Source organism: Amycolatopsis sp. QT-25, from assembly GCF_029369745.1.
Classification (GTDB): domain Bacteria; phylum Actinomycetota; class Actinomycetes; order Mycobacteriales; family Pseudonocardiaceae; genus Amycolatopsis.
The window spans coordinates 6075451-6090828 of the sequence record NZ_CP120210.1 but is presented as its reverse complement, the minus strand read 5'-3'; the positions used below and the strand labels follow the sequence as shown (position 1 = coordinate 6090828).

General features: G+C 69.6%; 15 protein-coding genes and 1 pseudogene. 9 read left to right on the top strand and 7 right to left on the bottom strand.

Features of this window, described 5'->3' with window-relative positions:
- Positions 1-235: 235 nt before the first annotated feature.
- A pseudogene (locus tag P3102_RS28295) lies at positions 236-444 on the bottom strand (DNA-binding response regulator); the annotation flags it as partial.
- A 165-nt stretch (positions 445-609) separates the two neighbouring features.
- Between P3102_RS28295 and P3102_RS28290 the strand changes: the two are divergent.
- A complete protein-coding gene (locus P3102_RS28290) occupies positions 610-1263 on the top strand; it encodes a helix-turn-helix transcriptional regulator (RefSeq protein WP_276363153.1) in 654 nt (217 codons plus the stop codon).
- A 188-nt stretch (positions 1264-1451) separates the two neighbouring features.
- On the opposite strand, the gene P3102_RS28285 is transcribed toward P3102_RS28290, so the two are convergent.
- Positions 1452-1901 carry a hypothetical protein gene (locus P3102_RS28285; RefSeq protein ID WP_276363151.1) on the bottom strand — a complete coding sequence of 150 codons (450 nt, stop codon included), beginning with the start codon at positions 1899-1901 and terminating at the stop codon, positions 1452-1454.
- Positions 1902-1965: 64 nt separating this feature from the next.
- Between P3102_RS28285 and P3102_RS28280 the strand changes: the two genes are divergently transcribed.
- Both P3102_RS28280 and P3102_RS28275 read left to right on the top strand, forming a co-directional pair.
- Positions 1966-2946, top strand: a complete 981-nt coding sequence (locus P3102_RS28280) for a WYL domain-containing protein (protein WP_276363150.1) — start codon at positions 1966-1968, stop codon at positions 2944-2946.
- 62 nt (positions 2947-3008) lie between these two features.
- The gene (locus P3102_RS28275) at positions 3009-3401 is read left to right on the top strand and encodes a hypothetical protein (protein WP_276363148.1); all 393 of its coding nucleotides are present in this window, start codon (positions 3009-3011) and stop codon (positions 3399-3401) included.
- A gap of 73 nt (positions 3402-3474) precedes the next feature.
- Here P3102_RS28275 and P3102_RS28270 read toward each other — a convergent pair whose 3' ends face one another.
- Positions 3475-4176, bottom strand: coding sequence for an IclR family transcriptional regulator (locus P3102_RS28270; RefSeq protein WP_276363146.1), 702 nt, complete (start codon positions 4174-4176; stop codon positions 3475-3477).
- Between the two features lie 79 nt (positions 4177-4255).
- Here P3102_RS28270 and leuC point away from each other — a divergent pair, with 79 nt between their 5' ends.
- The 3 genes from leuC (at position 4256) to P3102_RS28255 (ending at position 7254) form a co-directional block, all read left to right on the top strand.
- Positions 4256-5674 (top strand): 3-isopropylmalate dehydratase large subunit, encoded by a 1419-nt coding sequence (gene leuC / locus P3102_RS28265; RefSeq protein WP_276363145.1) that lies wholly within the window; start codon positions 4256-4258, stop codon positions 5672-5674.
- A 67-nt stretch (positions 5675-5741) separates the two neighbouring features.
- Positions 5742-6344 (top strand): 3-isopropylmalate dehydratase small subunit, encoded by a 603-nt coding sequence (gene leuD, locus P3102_RS28260; RefSeq protein ID WP_276363143.1) that lies wholly within the window; start codon positions 5742-5744, stop codon positions 6342-6344.
- A gap of 253 nt (positions 6345-6597) precedes the next feature.
- Positions 6598-7254, top strand: coding sequence for an HU family DNA-binding protein (locus P3102_RS28255; protein WP_276363141.1), 657 nt, complete (start codon positions 6598-6600; stop codon positions 7252-7254).
- A gap of 510 nt (positions 7255-7764) precedes the next feature.
- Here the strand turns inward: P3102_RS28255 and P3102_RS28250 are convergent.
- The 3 genes from P3102_RS28250 to cofC are packed head-to-tail and all read right to left on the bottom strand — an operon-like array spanning position 7765 to position 11682.
- Positions 7765-8700 (bottom strand): NUDIX hydrolase, encoded by a 936-nt coding sequence (locus P3102_RS28250; RefSeq protein ID WP_276363140.1) that lies wholly within the window; start codon positions 8698-8700, stop codon positions 7765-7767.
- Positions 8697-11018: an RNA degradosome polyphosphate kinase gene (locus P3102_RS28245; protein WP_276363138.1), complete on the bottom strand. Its 2322-nt coding sequence runs from the start codon at positions 11016-11018 to the stop codon at positions 8697-8699. The genes P3102_RS28250 and P3102_RS28245 overlap by 4 nt, the downstream gene beginning before the upstream one ends.
- A gap of 58 nt (positions 11019-11076) precedes the next feature.
- Positions 11077-11682: a 2-phospho-L-lactate guanylyltransferase gene (gene cofC / locus P3102_RS28240; RefSeq protein WP_276371387.1), complete on the bottom strand. Its 606-nt coding sequence runs from the start codon at positions 11680-11682 to the stop codon at positions 11077-11079.
- Between the two features lie 138 nt (positions 11683-11820).
- Between cofC and P3102_RS28235 the strand changes: the two genes are divergently transcribed.
- The 3 genes from P3102_RS28235 (at position 11821) to P3102_RS28225 (ending at position 14281) form a co-directional block, all read left to right on the top strand.
- Complete coding sequence (locus P3102_RS28235; protein WP_276363137.1) at positions 11821-12525, top strand: lysophospholipid acyltransferase family protein; 705 nt, start codon at positions 11821-11823, stop codon at positions 12523-12525.
- Positions 12525-13538 carry an NAD(P)H-dependent glycerol-3-phosphate dehydrogenase gene (locus tag P3102_RS28230; RefSeq protein WP_276363135.1) on the top strand — a complete coding sequence of 338 codons (1014 nt, stop codon included), beginning with the start codon at positions 12525-12527 and terminating at the stop codon, positions 13536-13538. The genes P3102_RS28235 and P3102_RS28230 overlap by 1 nt, the downstream gene beginning before the upstream one ends.
- A gap of 263 nt (positions 13539-13801) precedes the next feature.
- On the top strand, positions 13802-14281 hold the full coding sequence (locus P3102_RS28225) for a cysteine dioxygenase family protein (RefSeq protein ID WP_276363133.1): 480 nt from the start codon (positions 13802-13804) through the stop codon (positions 14279-14281).
- 56 nt (positions 14282-14337) lie between these two features.
- On the opposite strand, the gene P3102_RS28220 is transcribed toward P3102_RS28225, so the two are convergent.
- Positions 14338-15351 (bottom strand): asparaginase, encoded by a 1014-nt coding sequence (locus P3102_RS28220; protein ID WP_276363131.1) that lies wholly within the window; start codon positions 15349-15351, stop codon positions 14338-14340.
- Positions 15352-15378: the final 27 nt, after the last annotated feature.

Here is a 15378-nt window from a genome sequence, read left to right as displayed (position 1 = left end):
GCCAGCGGCGCGAGCGCGCCGAGGAATCCACGCCGCCGCCCGCGCCGGAACCCCGTTCGTGCTCGAGATCGCGGGCGGTCCGTACCTGATCTACCGCAACGCCGGGCAGATCGTGCGGCTCGGCGACCCGGCCGCGACAGTGCCCGCTGGGGGGCCGCTGTCCCGGCCGGTCGCGACGAACGACGGCACGGTGTGGTCACACAGCGTCGACAACGGCTCGCTCTGCGAGCTGCCCCACCTCACGCCGGGCGCAGTCCGTACCAGGTCTTCGTGGTGCAGCACCGAGGGCCGGTCGAACGCGGCGCGGTGACACGGATTGGCGACCCGCTCGGTCAGTTCGGCCATGACGAACGGCTTCACGAGGTAGCCGTCACCGCCGTGCTCGAAACCGGCCACCCGGTCGGCGAGCGCGTCGCGGGCGGTGAGGAACAGCACCGGCGCCCGTGTCATCGGAATCTCATGTTCGGACAGCGAAAGTGGACGCATGCAGTTCCCGGTGCCCCCGAACGCTAACGCCTCGGATGCCCGCGGCCGCCCGGACGGCGAGAACTGGCATGGAACAGGACGTCGTCGTCGGCACCGCGCCGAGAGAAGAGGGAGGTACCTGTGATGACCGTGCAGACCGGCGGGCTCAGCCTGGTCACGGGAGCGGGTCCGGGCAGCGACCGGGCGGGGCTCGGCGAGCTGCTCGCGGAAGCGACCGGCGAGGTGCTCGTGATGAGCACGGGAACGGACACCGCTTTCCAGCGGATCGCGCTCGCGAACGTACGCCCCGACGCACGCCACAAGGTGCTCTTCCCCGACTCCGCCCGGATGTCCGGCGCGCTCGACCGGATGTCGCGGGCCGGGGCCGAGGTGCGGACCGACACCGAGATCCCGATGGACGCGCTGGTGATCGACCGGACCTCGGTCGTACTCCCGGCGGAACGCGGGCAGGCCGGTTCCGCCGTGTTCCGGTTGCCCGGCGTGGTCACCGCTACGGCCGGGTTGTTCGAGCGGATCTGGCAGGCCGCCGCGCCACTCGTCCCGCTGGACCTCCCGGAGTCCGGAAACGCCTCGATCCTGACCGGCCGCGAGCAGGAGTTGCTGACACTGCTGTTCTCCGGCACGACCGACGAATCCGCCGCCGCGCGGCTCGGCATCTCGGTGCGCACGGTCCGGCGGATGGTCGCCGACATCATGAACCGGCTCGGCGCCCGCAGCCGGTTCCAGGCAGGCGCCAAAGCGGTCGACCGCGGCTGGCTGATGGCGAAGGCGGGCTGATTACGACCTCGATTCCCGGTCGTGTCCTGCTGGTGACCCAGCGGCCAGGCGCGTACCCGGCCATCGGTGACGCCTTGACGGAAGCGTCCGACGGCGCCGTCATCACCATCGCGGGTGGTGAATACGCGGAGACCGTCGAACTGACCGACCTGTGGTGCCGGGCTGAGCGGCCCACCGGCTTCGCCCCGTCACGCCCGGCTGAACTCCATGACCCAGTTGGATTCCCAGGTCCGGCCACCGTCGGCGGAGAACTCCTGTTCCCAGCGCGCCGACGTCCCGGTGATGCCGGACCAGAGGAAATGCGCCTTGATCGGCTTCCCGTCGTAGGTGTCGTCGCCGTAGAAGTCGCCTCGCCCGTCGGCGAAAGTCCCCACCACCGGCGGCGCGAGCAGACCGGTCCGGCTACTGGCCCAGTAAAGCGACCACTCCTTCCGTGCGACGTCGAAGAGCCGGAGGGTGTAGCCGCTGCTGCCCAGCGTCGGGAAATGGATCTCTTCGGTGTTGCCGCCGCCGCCGAAGATCGGGCGGCAGGTGGAGATTCCGGGGAACTCGTACCAGTCGTCGCTGTTCTCGAAAAGAGTGCCGAGGCGCCGGTTGACGACGTTCCAGGAGCCGGTGAAGAAGTCGAAATCGTTCATGGCGGTGATCCTGCGGCGTCACCACTGACATCTTCTGTCAGTGGTCACTGGCACACTCCCGGCCATGCGTGCCGGACGGTTGGTGTCCCTGCTGCTGTTGCTGCAGAACAGAGGGCGGATGAGCGCGGCCAGGCTGGCCGCGGAACTCGGCGTGACCGCGCGCACCGTCTATCGGGACGTCGAGGCGCTTTCCGCCGCGGGAGTGCCGATCTACGCCGAGCCGGGGCCGTCCGGCGGATACCGGCTGATGGAGGGGTACCGCACCCACCTGACCGGGCTCACCGCCGCCGAGGCGGAATCGCTGTTCCTCACCGGGATGCCGGAACCCGCCGCGGAACTGGGGTTCGGTGCCCAGGTCGCGGCCGCCGAACTCAAGCTGACGGCCGCGTTGCCGATCCCGTACCGGGACGCGTCGACGCGGATCCGGCAGCGGTTCCATCTCGACGCGCCCGGCTGGTACCGGCAAGCGGATCCGGTGCCGCATCTGACCGCCGTCGCGGAAGCGCTGTGGCGGGACCAGGTCGTCGAAGTCCGGTACCGGCGCTGGTCGCCGCGGCCGGAGGTGGTCACGCGGCGGCTGCATCCGCTGGGTCTCGTGCTCAAGGCGGGTGTCTGGTATCTCATCGCCGCCCGGCGGAATCAGCCGCGCACGTACAAGGTCTCGTCCATCCAGCGGGTGCGGACGTTGCCGGAGAAGGCCGAAAGGCCCGAAGGGTTCGAACTTCCCGCGTTCTGGCGGACACACGTCGAGCGCTACGAAGAGGCCGAAGAAACCGAGACGGCACTTGTCCGTTTGTCGCCGCGGGGGATCGCCGCCCTGCCCGATGTCCTCGGTCCGAGGGCCGCGCGTCTCGCTCGCCGCACGCTCAGCGCGGCGGACGAGGACGGCTGGTGCCGCGTCACGATCCCGATGGAGAGCGTGTCCCACGCCGCCGCCGGAGTGCTCAAACTCGGCCTCGACGCGCAGGCGCTGGAACCCGCCTGCCTGGTCACCCACCTGGCCGAGACCGTCCGGGCGATGGCCGCGCTGTATCCCACGGGCTGAACCCGCCCCCGATGTGCCATGCTCGACAGCGCACGAGGCGGCGAAACCGAGAGGTGACGAGGGTGTCCATCTGGGCAGGCGTGATCAATTTCGTCCGGGCGCGGTACGAGGTGCTCGAAGAGCGGGACGGCTGGCTCCGGTTCCGGGTCGACACCGGCGACGGCCGCGGCCAGCAGGTGTCCTTGCACCACTTGCCCGACCACGACGGCGCGGAGTGGGTGGAGATCTCGTCTCCGGTCGGCTGGGCCGACAAGATCGATCTCCGTCGCCTGCTCGAACTGGCGGGCGGCGACTCGGTCGGCGGCGCCGCGGTGGTGGACGGGGTGGCACTGCTCAAGCACACCGTCCCGCTGGTCGACCTGAACCTGGTCAACGAGTTCGAACATCCGCTGAAGTCCCTCGTCGCGCGTGCCGACACCCTCGAACACGAGCTGACCGAGGCCGACGAGTTCTGAGCCTGCCGGTCCATTCAGGACGGAAACGAAGAAGGCCCCCTGCCGCCGCAGGGGGCCTTCACCCGTCTTGGGGTCAGAGGCGCTCCTGGAGCGCGTCCGCGGCGGCGAGCAGGTCCGCGGCCCAGCGCGCCCCCGGTTTACGCCCTATGCGTTCGACGGGCCCGGAAACCGACACCGCGGCGACGACGGTGCCCGTCGAATCCCGCACCGGGGCCGAGACGCTCGCCACACCGGGCTCCCGTTCCGCCACGCTCTGGGCCCAGCCGCGGCGGCGGACCTCGAGCAGGGTGCGCTCCCCGTACACCGCCTCGGTGAGGATCGTCCGCTGCGTGTGCGGATCCGACCACGCGGCGAGCACCTTCGCTCCGGAGCCCGCGGTCATCGGCAGCCGGGAACCGATCGGCACCGTGTCACGGAGCCCGCTCGGCGGCTCCGCGGTCGAAACGCAGACGCGCTGGACGCCGTCGCGGCGGTAGAGCTGAACGCTTTCGCCGGTGATGTCGCGCAATTTCGGCAGCACCGAACTCGCCGCGTCGAGCAGCGGGTCGGTCGAACCGCCCGCCAATTCCGCGAGTGCGGTACCCGGCCGCCAGCGGCCGTCGGGGCCGCGGCGTAACAGGCGATGCACTTCGAGGCCGACCGCGAGCCGGTGCGCCGTCGCGCGCGGCAGACCGGTCCGCGTGCACAGTTCCGCCAGGCCACAAGGATCTTCGGCCACGGCCTGAAGCACGGCCACGGCCTTGTCGAGTACTCCGATACCGCTATGCTGTCCCACAAGCCGATACTATCTTCCCGAAGTTTGAGATGTCCAGATGGTGGGAAGTACCGATTTCACCGCATGTGAGGAGCCGGAAATGCCCCGGACACTGGCCGAGAAAGTGTGGGAGTCGCATCTGGTGCGGCGCGGCGAGGGGGCCGAGCCCGATCTGCTCTACATCGACCTGCACCTGCTGCACGAGGTCACCAGCCCGCAGGCGTTCGACGGACTTCGCCTGGCGGGCCGGAAACTGCGCCGCCCCGACCTCACCATCGCGACCGAGGACCACAACGTCCCGACGATCGACATCGAGCTGCCGATCGCGGATCCCGTGTCCCGCACCCAGGTCGACACCCTTCGCGCCAACTGCGAGGAGTTCGGCGTCCGGCTGCACCCGATGGGCGACGCCGAACAGGGCATCGTGCACGTCATCGGCCCGCAGCTGGGCCTGACCCAGCCGGGAATGACCGTGGTGTGCGGTGACAGTCACACCTCGACGCACGGCGCGTTCGGCGCGATGGCCTTCGGGATCGGCACCTCCGAGGTCGAACACGTGATGGCGACCCAGACCCTGCCGCTCCGTCCATTCAAGACGATGGCGATCACGGTCGACGGTGTGCTGCGTCCCGGTGTCACCGCGAAGGACGTCATCCTCGCGGTGATCGCGAAGATCGGCACCGGCGGCGGACAGGGCTACGTCCTCGAGTACCGCGGCGAGGCCATCGAGAAGCTGTCGATGGAAGCCCGGATGACGGTGTGCAACATGTCCATCGAAGCCGGCGCGCGCGCCGGGCTCATCGCACCGGACGAGACGACGTTCGCGTACCTGAAGGGCCGCCCGCACGCGCCGCGGGGCGCAGACTGGGACGCCGCCGTCGAGAACTGGCGCGAACTCCGCACCGACGACGACGCCGTCTTCGACGCCGAGGTGCGCCTGAACGCCGACGAGCTCACGCCTTTCGTGACCTGGGGCACGAACCCGGGCCAGGGGCTCCCGCTGGGCGCCGAGGTGCCCGACCCGGAGCGGATCGGCGACGAGAACGAGCGCATCGCCGCTGAGAAAGCCCTGTCCTATATGGATCTGAAGCCGGGCACGCCGCTGCGGGAGATCGCGGTGGACACCGTCTTCCTCGGCTCGTGCACGAACGGCCGGATCGAGGATCTGAGGGCCGCCGCGAACGTCCTGCGCGGGCACAAGGTCGCCGGTTCGGTCCGGATGCTCGTCGTCCCCGGTTCGATGCGGGTCCGCCAGGCGGCGGAAGCCGAAGGGCTGGACCGGATCTTCACCGAAGCCGGCGCGGAATGGCGTCAGGCAGGCTGTTCGATGTGCCTGGGCATGAACCCGGACCAGCTGAAGCCGGGCGAGCGGAGCGCGTCGACCTCGAACCGCAACTTCGAAGGCAGGCAGGGCAAGGGCGGCCGGACGCATCTGGTCTCACCGCTCGTGGCGGCCGCCACGGCCGTGCGGGGAACCCTGTCCAGCCCCGAAGACCTGCAACCCGCCGCCGCCCGCTGACGGCACCTACAGCGCCGACGGCACCGACGGCACCGACATCGCTGACATCCGCGAAGGAGTTCCCATCATGGACGCGTTCACCCACCACACCGGCGTCGGGGTCCCGCTGCGCAGGTCCAACGTGGACACTGACCAGATCATCCCGGCGGTCTACCTCAAGCGCGTGAGCCGCACCGGCTTCGAGGACGGGCTCTTCGCCGCCTGGCGCTCCGACGAGTCGTTCATCCTCAACCAGGAGCCCTTCAAAAGCGGGTCGGTCCTGGTCGCGGGCCCGGACTTCGGCACCGGTTCCTCCCGCGAGCACGCCGTCTGGGCCTTGATGGACTACGGCTTCCGGGTCGTGATCTCCGCCCGGTTCGCGGACATCTTCCGCGGCAACTCGGGCAAGCAGGGCCTCGTCGCCGCTCAGGTCGAGCAGGCGGACGTCGAACTGCTGTGGAAGCTGCTCGAAAACGAGCCGGGGACGGAGGTCACGGTGGACCTCGAGTCGAAGACGGTACGAGCCAAGGACTTCACCGCGCCCTTCCAGATCGACGACTACACCCGCTGGCGGCTCCTCGAAGGGCTCGACGACATCGCCCTGACACTCCGCCACGCGGAGGAGATCGACACTTTCGAGACCCAGCGCCCCTCCTGGAAGCCGGTGACCCTCCCGGCGGCCTCCTCGTAAGGTCGGCCGAAGGGGGCGGATTCCCTTGCTGAGCAGGGAATCCGCACCCCGGCCGGTGCCCTCCACGCCAGCCCCGAAACCACACCGAACGGCACCTCCAGAGGCCTCCAAGGGGTCCCTCAGGAGGCGGAACAGCCCCCGAGACAAGGGAAATTTCCGCGCGTCGTTTGGAATTTGTGCTGCATTGGTAATACCGTGTGCGCTAAGTCGGCCGACGGGGCCGTGTACAAGTAGTTCTTCTTGGAGGACTGGAATGGCCAACAAGGCCCAGCTGATCGAGGCGCTGTCGGAGCGCCTGGGCGACAAGAAGGTCGCGTCGGAGGCCGTCGATGGCCTTGTCGACATCATCATCCGGACGGTCAACAAGGGCGAGAAGGTGAACATCACCGGCTTCGGTGTGTTCGAGAAGCGCGCCCGCGCTGCCCGCACCGCGCGGAACCCGCGCACCGGTGAGACCGTTCGCGTCAAGAAGACCAACGTGCCCGCCTTCCGCGCCGGCACGACCTTCAAGGACGTCATCAGTGGTTCGAAGAAGCTGCCGAAGGCCACCGCTGTGAAGCGCGCGACCACCGGCACCGCCACTCGCGCCACCACGACGACCCGGACGGCCGCCAGCCGCCCGGCCGCGACGCGTTCCACCACCACGCGGACCCGCGCCGCCGCCGCCACGACGACGCGTGCCGCCGCGAAGCCGGCCGCCAAGGCGACGGCGACCAAGTCCGCCGCCAAGACGACCGCCGCCAAGGCGGCGCCGAAGACCGCGGCGAAGGCCACGACTCGCGCCACCACGGCCAAGAAGGCGACCACCACCAAGGCCGCCGCGAAGCCGGCCGCCAAGGCGACCGCTGCCAAGGCCCCCGCGAAGAAGGCTCCGGCCAAGCGGACTTCGGCCGCGGCGAAGAAGAAGTAAGCTCGCTCCTCCCGAGTGAGCCAACGGCAGGGCCCCGCGCACCGCGCGGGGCCCTGCCGCATTTCCGGGGCCATCCCCACGCCTCTGTTGCGCCCTGCAGCATCTGCACGGTCTCCGGGGAATCATGGTCCCGAAGCGGGACGCGGCGGCTCAGAGACCGGATGTGCTGCGATTCTCGTGCGGCCGAGCGAAGTCGGCGGAAAAGAATCCGCTTCGACCGGTCTTCCGGTCACCCCGATGGACGCATCGTCGCGATTTCGCCCGGCCGCCCTCCACAGTGGAGCGATGACGGACGGCAAGAAACACGGCCGGAGTAAGGCACGTCACCCACGTGGGGGAGCCGTATGACGCTTCCTGTGTCCAGAAAGCCGTAACTCGCGTGCTTGAAGCCGTAACTCGCGTGCTTGAAGCCGTAACTCGATCATCCGGCTTCAAACACGTGAGTTACGGCTCCAGACACGTGAGTTACGGCTCCAGGCACGCGAGTTCGGCCGAGAAGCGAGCGAAGCGTCAGGAGTGGGCGGAAGCCGGGGTGGGCAAAGGCGACGCGAAGTAGTCCGCGGCCACCAGCACCGGCCCGTTCTCGTCGGTCGGGGGCTGGAAGGACAGCACCCAGAACGAACCCTTCTTCGACGGCACCACGCCGCCGCGTGCGGCGGGCAGGTCGACACCGTCGCGGTCGGCCAGTGTGCTGACGACGTCCGGGATCACCCCGCCCTGGCTGGAGATCACCGGCGTCCCGCCGTCCCCGGCGATGGCCAGCAGCCGGGCGACGCCGAGCACCGGGTCCGGCCAGTAGCCCTCTTCCGACAGCAGCGGCTCGTGCCGGATCTCGACGCCGAGATCCTCGGCGAGCCCGTTCACCGTCTGGACGCACCGAAGCCGCGGCGCCGAAAGCACCCTGCCGGGCGCGTAGTGCCGCAGCAGCGAACGCAGTGCTTCGGCCTGACGCTGGCCCGCGTCCGACAGCGGCCGCAGGTCGTCGTCGCCGTTCCACTCGTCGCGTTTACCCGCTTTGGCGTGCCGTACCAGGATCACCGTGGTGAGGTCGGGCGGCAGCGCGGAGAACTCGCGCAGCACCCGCACGTCCTCCGGCCGCGTCAGCAGTTTCTCCGCCGCGTCCGGGGCGAGCCAGCGCAGCTCGTCGACTTCGTCGTTCTGCTCGAAAGTGCCGGAAACCGCGTGCGCGGAGAAGTAGTCGACGGTCTTCGGCACGCCCGCCACGGGGTATTCGGTCCGGACCAGATACCGGCCGAGCACGGCCTCGAATCCGGTCTCCTCTTCGATCTCCCGGACCGCCGCCCGCGCGATGGTCTCGCCCGGATCCAGTTTTCCCTTCGGCAGCGACCAATCGTCGTAACGCGGCCGGTGGACCAGCGCGAGCTCGACCCGGTCTCCGTCACGACGCCAGAGAACGGCTCCCGCCGCCCGGATGGTCCTGCTCATCCCGCGGCCCCGTGCCGCTTCGCCAGCTCGACCTGATGGTCGCGGACGTCGTCGCCGGAGGCGGGGAACGGGGTCCACTCGCCGGTCGAGTTCAGCACCCAGCATCGGGTCGACGGGTGCAGCGCGGACTCGAAGATGTAGTCCAGCTGCGCCGTCAGCTTCGGATCCTTGACCCGCACCAGCGCTTCGATCCGGCGGTCCAGGTTGCGGTGCATCATGTCCGCGCTGCCGATCCACCGGGTGCCGCCCGCGCGGAAGGTGAAGACACGCGAGTGCTCCAGGAAGCGGCCGAGGATGGACCGCACGTGGATGTTCTCGCTCAGCCCCTCCACTCCCGGTTTCAGCGAACAGATCCCGCGCACCACGATGTCGACCGGCACCCCCGCCTGCGAGGCGTGGTACAGCGCGTCGATCACCTGCTCGTCGACGAGCGAGTTGCACTTGATCCGGATCCCGGCGGTCTGGCCGGCGCGGGCGAGTTCGATCTCCTCGCCGATCGCGCGCACGATGCCGCGGCGGATCCCGTGCGGCGACGTGAGGATGTTGCGATAGGTGTCCTGCCGGGAGTATCCGGTGAGCACGTTGAACAGATCCGTCAGATCCGCGCCGATCGTCGGGTCGGCGGTCAGGATGCCGAGGTCCTCGTACAGGCGCGCGGTCTTCGGGTTGTAGTTGCCGGTGCCGATGTGGCAGTAGCGGCGGATGGTCGAACCCTCCTGGCGCACCACCATCGAAACCTTGCAGTGCGTCTTGAGCCCGACGAGCCCGTAGACCACGTGCACGCCCGCGCGTTCCAGCGTGCGGGCCCAGGTGATGTTGGCCTGTTCGTCGAACCGCGCCTTGATCTCGACCAGCGCGACGACCTGCTTGCCCGCCTCGGCGGCGTCGATCAGCGCGTCGACGATCGGGGAGTCGCCGGAGGTGCGGTACAGCGTCTGCTTGATCGCCAGCACCTTGTCGTCCGCGGCGGCCTGTTCGATGAACCGCTGGACACTGGTGGAGAACGAGTCGTACGGGTGATGCACGAGGACGTCGCCCTCGCGCAGCGTCGCGAACACCGACTTCGGCGTCTCGCGTTCACCGAACGCCGGATGCGTGGCGGGAACGAACGGGCGGTCCTTGAGTTCCTTCCGGTCGACCCCGGACAACTGGTGCAGGCAGGTCAGATCCAGCAGGCCGGGGACCTCGACGACGTCGCGCGGGTCGACCTCCAGTTCGCGCAGCAGCAGTTCGAGCATGTGCTCGCTCATGTCCTGCGCCACTTCCAGCCGTACCGGCGGGCCGAACCGGCGCTGCGCCAGTTCCCGTTCCAGTGCCTGGAGAAGGTCCTCGTCCCGGTCCTCTTCGACTTCGAAGTCCGCGTTGCGGGTGACCCGGAACGCGTGCTGCTCGGTGACCTCCATCCCGGTGAACAGCTCGCCGAGGTGGGCGGCGATCAGCTCCTCCAACGGAAGGAAGGTCGCGGTGCGGCTCTCCCGCGGCTGCTGCTCGATCCGCATCAGGCGCGGCACGTTGCTCGGCACCTTGACACGCGCGAACCGCTCCGTGCCCGCTTCAGGGTCCCGGACGGTGATGGCCAGGTTGAGCGAAAGGCCGGAAATGTAGGGGAACGGATGCGCGGGATCCACGGCCAGCGGTGTGAGCACCGGGAAGATCTGCTCGCTGAAGTAGTTCGACAGCCGGAGCTGGTCGGCGCCGGTCAGGTCGTTCCAGCCGACGATGAGGATGTCCTCGTCGGCCAATTGCGGCCGCAGGTGCAGCTCGAAGGCGTTGGTGTGCCGCTCGACCAGGTCCTGGTTGCGTTTGGCGATGTAGGCCAGCTGCTCGCGCGGGGTGAGCCCGTCCGCGCTGCGTACCGGGAGACCGGTCTCGTCGCGGCGTTTCAGCCCGGCGACCCGGACCATGTAGAACTCGTCCAAATTGGACGCGAAGATCGCCAGGAACTTGGCCCGCTCGAGCAGCGGCTGCGACTCGTCCTCGGCCAGCGCGAGCACGCGCGCGTTGAAGTCCTGCCAGGACAGCTCACGGTTGAAGTACCGGTCGTCGGGCAGGGTCTCGACGGCGGTGGGCGCCGACGTCACCGCGGGTGGCGCGGCGGGCAGCGCGCGGAACTCCTGGGCGGGACGGCTCGCCGAACCGCCGCGCGTCGCCCGGACGGCCACGCGCGCCGCCGGGCTGCTCGTCTTCCCCGTGGACGCGCTCTTCCTCGCCCGGACGGGTTTCGCCGTGCCGTTGTCCGGATCCGGTTTCGCGGCGGAGGTCTTCCGCTTCCTTGCCGAGTTCGGGGTGCCGCCGTCATTTGTGCTCACGGGTTTCATTGTTCACCACTCGGCGCGATTATGTGCGCCGCGCGCGGGTCGCCAGGGTGAACTCTCGTCACATCACCACACAGGGCGTTCCCAACAGCGTCGAAGTGCGCTTTCCGGCACCCAGGGCGCGGACGTGAGCGAGATCATCCGCGGTGTCGACGTCGGCCCGGAGCGATTCCGCGGCGATCGTGAGCGGCGTCGCACCGGACGCGGCGTGCGCCCGCGCGGACCCCTCGCCGAACCGGGGTTCGAGGCGACGGCCCGCTCCCGCGAGCAACAGGGTCGTCCCCGTTCCCTGCCGGTCCGCGACGAACGCCCGTCGTCCGGCGGCCCCGGCGAGGGCGGCGGTGAGGTCTTCGGTCCGCAGCGCGGGCAGATCGGCCTGCAGGGCGCCGACGAGACCGGACGGCCTGTCCCGGCGCAGCAGCTCTTCGCCGTGACGAAGGGCGGCGTTCAGCCCGCCGTGTGACGGCTCGGGGACGATTTCGACGCCCAGCTCGGTGAGATCCGCCACCGACGCCGGGTCGGCGGCGACCACCAGCACCCGGCGGAGCCCGTCCGCCGAGGTCGCCGCGGACAGCGTGTCGTAGGCCAGCGCCAGCACCAGCTCGGCGTGCCGCTCGGGCGCGACCGCGCCACGAAGCCGCGACTTGCCCTCGGCGGGGCGTTTCATCGGCACGATCAGGTCGATATCCGCACTGCCCACACTGTCCACATCTGCATTCTTACCCGACCCTCCCTGGACCGCGCTCGCGTGCGCGCGGCAGGATCAACGGCCTGGGACGACACGTGTGACTTCGAGGAGGACGAATTGGCCCGGCGTGAGAAGGGCGGCATCTGGGTGGGCATCGCCGCCGCACTGTTCTACCCGGCGACGGCCATCGGCAAGCGGGTCTACTGCAACGCCGAGCGGATCCCCCGTGAAGGCGGCGCGCTGCTCCTGCTCAACCACGTGTCCCACATGGACCCGGCGGTGGACGCGGTGTTCGTGCACCGCCAGCGGCGGGTGCCCCGTTTCCTCGGCAAGGAGAGCCTGACCAGGACACCGGTCTTCGGCAAGATCTTCGTGGGCGCGGGGCAGATCCCGGTCTCCCGTGGTTCGGCCGCCGCCGGTGACAGCCTCAAGGCCGCCCACCAGGCGTTGCGGGACGGCAAGGTCGTGGTGATCTATCCCGAGGGGACGATCACGAAGGACCCGGACGGCTGGCCCAAGAAGCCGTTCACCGGGGCCGCGCGGCTCGCGCTGGAGACCGACGTGCCGGTGATCCCGGTCGCCCGCTGGGGTACGAACCACATTTTCAACGGTTACTCGAAGAAGTTCACGCCGTTCCCGCGCAAGACGATCACGCATCTCGTCGGTGAGCCGCTGGATCTCTCGCCCTACAAGGACGGTTCCACCCGCAGCGCCACCAAGCTGCGCGAGGTCACCGCCCTGATGATGACCGAGATCACCACCCTGCTCGCGGAGATCCGCCAGGAGGAGCCACCCGCGAAGAAGCCGGAGGACGACGCCTGATGGCCGAGGTCCAGCGGGTGACCGTGCTCGGCGCCGGATCGTGGGGCACGGCGTTCGCGAAGGTGCTCGGCGACGCCGGACGGGACGTGACCGTGTGGGCGCGGCGGCCCGAGATCGCGGCCGAGATCCGGGAGCGGCGGCTCAATTCGTCCTATCTACCCGGTATCGAGCTGCCGGAGCGGATCACCGCGACCGCGGATCCGGCCGAAGCCCTCGACGGCGCGCAGGCCGTGGTGCTCGCGGTGCCGAGCCAGACGTTGCGGACCAACCTGTCCGAGTGGTCCGGTCTGCTGCCGTCCGACGCGATCCTGGTGAGCCTCGCGAAGGGTGTCGAGCTGGGCACGCTCAAGCGGATGAGCGAGGTCATCGCCGAGATCGCCCGCGTCGACGCCGGGCAGATCGTGGTCGTCTCCGGGCCGAACCTCGCGAAGGAGATCGCGCTGGGACAGCCGGCGGCGGCGGTGCTGGCCTGCACCGACCACGACAACGCCAAGGCGATCCAGCGGGCGAGCTTCAACCAGTACTTCCGGCCGTACACCAACACCGACGTCGTCGGCTGCGAGCTGGGCGGGGCGTGCAAGAACGTCATCGCGCTCAGCTGCGGGATGGCGGCCGGGCTCGGGCTGGGCGCGAACACCGTGGCCACGCTGATCACCCGCGGACTGGCCGAGATGGCCAGGCTCGGCGCGCGACTCGGTGCCGATCCGCTGACCTTCGCCGGGCTGGCGGGCGTCGGCGACCTGGTGGCGACCTGTTCGTCGCCGTTGTCGCGCAACCGGACCTTCGGCGAGCGGCTCGGCCAGGGCGAGACGCTCGAGCAGGCGCTGGCGGCCACCGGCGGTCAGGTCGCCGAGGGCGTCAAATCCTGCACGTCGATCCGGGAGCTCGCGCTGAGCCTCGGTGTCGACATGCCGATCACCGACGCGATGCACCGCGTCTGCCATGAAGGGGTCGACCCCCGGCGTGCCGGAGCCGAGCTGCTCGGCCGGTCGCAGAAGCACGAGTGGTCCTGAGGAAGACCGCGTTGTCGCGACAGACCTCGCCCGCGTCGTGCCGTCAGCATGGTCGTCAGGTGCGGAACTCGCGGTCCACGGTGTGAGATCGGTTGACCGCCGGGCTCCGCACTGGTTCGCTTGAGGGCATGTTCGCACGTGGGATGACTGTGTCGCGGGGCCTCTCGGGTCTTGGCGCCGTCTCGTGTGCGTCGTGTCGCTGTTGTCGGTGAACCCAGCCCCGGCCCAGCTCGACACCTTCTTTCTGCTGCGAGGACTTCTCCATGTTCGCCGTCCCGGACAACACGCTCGTCATCCCCGAAAACCCCGCCCTGCGCCACCCGGTGCGCGTCGCGCTCGAGTTCGCCGCTGACCGTGACCGCTGGCGTCACCTGCTGCGCTACGACCCCGAGGACCGGTTCTCCGCCCTCGTCGACACCGACGAACTGCAGGAGATCTGGTTGATGAGCTGGCTGCCCGGCCAGCGCACCGACCTGCACGACCACGAATTCGCCGCGGGCGCGTTCACCGTGGTCAGCGGGCAGCTGAGCGAGACCGTCGCCCGGCGCGCGGTGGACGGGCGGGCGGTGACGGAGCTGCATTCGCTGTCGGAGGGCCAGTCTCGCGTCTTCGGCCCCGGGTACGTCCACGAAGTGCGCAACGACGGCCCGGATCCGGCCGTCAGCGTGCACGTCTATCGCCACCAGACCCGCACCATGCGCCCGTACCACCTGGACCCCATTTCCGGCCCGTCTCGCGTTTAGTCGCCTCCTCGCGTGGCTTTCCGGCGCAAGCAGGCGACTGGTTGCGCGGGAGGGCGTCAGGTGAGGTCGCCTCGGAGCCGGAATTCGGCTTCGATGCGGTCTCGCGGGGCTCCGGTGGCGAGCAGGGTGTGCAGCAGGAGCCGGGATTTACGCGGGTCGAGCCAGCCGGACATGGTCGCGCCCATCGCGATCAGATCCGACTCGGAACCGCGGAAGCCGTAGGTACCGCGGAACGTCGGCCCGGCGCCGGTGCGGCCGGCGACCACGATCGGGACCTCCGGCAGCACCCGTTCGATCACGCCGGCGGACCCCGCCGAAACGTGCCCGGCGCCGTTCGCGGCGAGCACCACTCCCTTGACCCCGGCCTTGACCAGCGTTTCCAGGAGTTCGCCGGTGTCCTCGACACCGCTCTCGACGATCGGCACCAGCCCGGAGAAGTCCGCGTTCCCCAGCGGCAACGCCGCCGGGCGGGCGGCCACCGGATGGAAGTAGTGCACCGATCCCTCGCTGACGAGGGCGAGCGGCCCGGCGGGATGCGAGGAGAAGGCCTCGACGTGGCTCGAATGTGTCTTGCGGACCCAGCGCGCGGCGTGGACGTCGTCGTTGAACACGACCAGCGAGCCCCGGCCCCGGCCGCGGGGATCGGCGGCGACGGTCAACGCGGCGAGCACGTTCCCCGCGCCGTCGGCGCTGGGCAGACTGGGATTGCGCATCGCGCCGGTGATCACGATCGGCGCCTCGGAAGCCCACGTCAGTTCGAAGAAGTACGCCGTCTCTTCGAGCGTGTCCGTCCCCTGGATCACGACGACACCCCGAGCGCCTTCGTCGACGGCCTTGGCGGCCCAGTCCCGTGTCCTGATCAGGGTCGCGAAGTCCATCGACGCGCTGGAGATCCCCGCGAGCGTCTCCGCGCGGACGTCCATTTCGAGGTCACCCCCCAGGTCGCCGAGCAGGTCGGCGGCGGTGAGGCGGGGGACGGCGTGGTCTTCACCGTCGCCGGGCACCATGGCGATGGTGCCGCCCAGGGCGGCGACGGCGACAAGGGGCCGATTCTCGGCGGAGACGCTCATACGGGCATCCTCCCAAGTCTCGTGGGT